The organism is Kitasatospora sp. NPDC057198, assembly GCF_042670125.1.
Taxonomy (GTDB): Bacteria; Actinomycetota; Actinomycetes; order Streptomycetales; family Streptomycetaceae; genus Kitasatospora.
Genome location: NZ_JBHUWH010000762.1, coordinates 1 through 2,281, shown reverse-complemented (window position 1 = coordinate 2,281; position 2,281 = coordinate 1). Strand labels below are relative to the sequence as shown.

3 protein-coding genes are annotated in these 2,281 nt (G+C 72.8%); all 3 read left to right on the top strand.

The window, feature by feature from the left end; translation table 11 throughout:
- Positions 1 to 98: 98 nt before the first annotated feature.
- Entirely contained in the window at positions 99 to 566 is a 468-nt protein-coding gene (locus ACFUEL_RS38745) for a hypothetical protein (RefSeq protein ID WP_380242760.1), read from the top strand.
- Entirely contained in the window at positions 563 to 994 is a 432-nt protein-coding gene (locus ACFUEL_RS38740; protein WP_380242758.1) for a hypothetical protein, read from the top strand. The genes ACFUEL_RS38745 and ACFUEL_RS38740 overlap by 4 nt, the downstream gene beginning before the upstream one ends.
- 129 nt (positions 995 to 1,123) lie before the next feature.
- Positions 1,124 to 2,251 carry a vWA domain-containing protein gene (locus ACFUEL_RS38735; protein ID WP_380242755.1) on the top strand — a complete coding sequence of 376 codons (1,128 nt, stop codon included), beginning with the start codon at positions 1,124 to 1,126 and terminating at the stop codon, positions 2,249 to 2,251.
- Positions 2,252 to 2,281: the final 30 nt, after the last annotated feature.

The following is a 2,281-nucleotide window of genomic DNA, read 5'->3' as shown; positions in this document are numbered from 1 at the left end:
ACGACCGGTCACGACGACCGGTCACGACGACCGGTCACGACGACCGGTCACGACGGCCGGTTACGACGGCCGGCCGCGGCGACGCGAAGGGGACGACGGTGGGACGCCTGGACGAACTGTGGGCCGAGGGCTGGATGCCGGGCGGGGAGGGCCTGTTCCGCGCGGACGGCCGCTGCCGGGACGCCTGGGTCGACGGGCCCGACCTGGCGGAGTTCGAACTCGGCGGGCCCTTCGAGCTGGACGGCGGACTCCCGGACGACCCGGAGGAGGAGGCCGGCTCGGTCGGCCTCCACTCCCGGGCCGAACTCCCGGACGGGGCCGGACACCTGGCCGGCGGTGGCGGCGCGGTCGGCTCCGAGGGCTTCGCGGCCCGCTTCGACGCCGCCGGCGCGCTGGTCCGGCTGCTGCACCTCGCCGACTCCAACGAGTTCGTCCGGATCGCCGTCGACCGGCCGCCGGCGACCTTCACCGACAACCTGGACCGCTCGCTCGTCCTCGACCTCACCGCCCCCGAGTTCGCCGCCCGGCGGCCGGGCACCCCCGACGAGCAGGAGCCCGGACGGTGAACCGGCTGAACGAACTGTGGGCCGCGCGCCGGATGCCGCTCCGCTGCGGACTCTTCCGCGCGGACGGCACCGGGCGGGAAGCCGACTGCGACGGCGCGGAGCTGACCCGGTTCGCGCTGGGTGAGCCGTTCGGCCCGGCCGCCGCCGACCGGGCCCTCGCCGACCACACCTCCGCCGACGTCTTCGCCGTGGCGGCCCTCCCGGACGGCTCCGGGCGCCTGGTCGGCGGCGGGGGCTCGCACGGCTCGGACGGGTTCTTCGCCCGGCTCGGCCCCCGGGGCGAACTGCGCTGGCTGGTGCACCTGCTGTGCAACGAACTCGTCGAGGTCGCCGTCGACTGGCCGACGGCGACCCTCACCAACAACTGCGGGAACACGCTGACGATCGACCTCGCCTCGCCCGAATTCTCGGACTCACCGCGGAATTGACGGACCGCCGGCCCGGATTGACGGCCCGTCGGCCCCGGCGGAATTGTCAGTGGGCCCCCGTAGTGTGGGAACAACGCTGGAGGGGGCGCCGGAAAGGCGTCGGGAAAAGCGTGGGAAAAGGGGTCGAGCATGTCCGCGAACGCTTCTGGCAACGCTTCTGCGAACGCTTCCGCGAACCGCATCGCGCACAAGGTCAACCACGTCTCGCTGGTGGTCGACAAATCCGGCTCGATGCAGCGCCACGAGGCCCAGCTGATCCGGGTGGTGGACGAATTCGTGAAGGGCCTCCAGGAGGAGTCCGACCGCCTCGGCCACGAGACCAGGATCAGCCTCTACGCCTTCGACCACGAGGTGCACAACCTCGTGTGGGACATGGACGTCAAGCACCTGCCGTCCCTGAAGGGCCTCTACGCGGTCGACAACGGCGCGACGGCGCTGATCGAGGCGGCGGTGAAGTCCGTCGACGACCTGAAGCACATCTGGGAGGGGTACGGCGAGCACTCCTTCCTCCAGGTCGTCGTCACCGACGGCGAGGAGAACGCCTCCGGCTGCTCCGAGCACGGCCGGATGCACGCCCGGATGAAGCCGGCCGAGGGCCGGGCCGTCCTGCGCGGCTGGATGGACCGCATCCGCGGCGCCATGGCCGGGCTCCCCGAGCACTGGACGTCGGCGATCCTGGTCCCCAACTCGCTGGCCAAGCGCACCGCCCAGGAGTACGGCTTCCCCGCCGGCAACATCGCGATCTGGGACGCCGACTCCACCGGCGGCGTCGAGGAGGCCATCGACACCGTCAAGGCCGCCGCCACCACCTTCCTGCGCGGCCGCGAGAAGGGCGTGCGCGGCACCAGGCAGCTGTTCACCGTGGGGCAGGACCTCAGCGCCGACCAGGTCGCGGCCGGCCTCGACGCGCTGGCGGCGGACAGCTACGCCCTCGTCCCGGTCGACCGGCAGGCGGCGCTGCGCGAGTTCGTCACCGGCGCCGGGCACCCGTACCGGACGGGCTGCTCCTTCTACGAGCTGTCCAAGCGGGAGAAGATCCAGGCCGCCAAGCAGCTCGCCGTCGCCGAGAAGGACCCGCTCACCGGCGAGCTGACCGGCCGGGTGTTCACCGGCCCGGCCGCCCGGAGCCTGCTCGGCCTGCCCGCCGCGGAGACCACCGTGAAGCCCGGCGACAACCCGGCGTACACCGTGTTCGTCCAGTCCACCTCGGTCAACCGGAAGCTGCTCCCCGGCACCCGGCTGCTCGTCATGCTGTAGCCCCGGCAGACGGAGGCGGCCCCGGAGCGG

Excerpts from the sequence above, each read along its gene's own strand:
- ACFUEL_RS38735 (WP_380242755.1), top strand. The coding sequence starts at position 1,124 with ATGTCCGCGAACGCTTCTGGCAACGCTTCTGCGAACGCTTCCGCGAAC.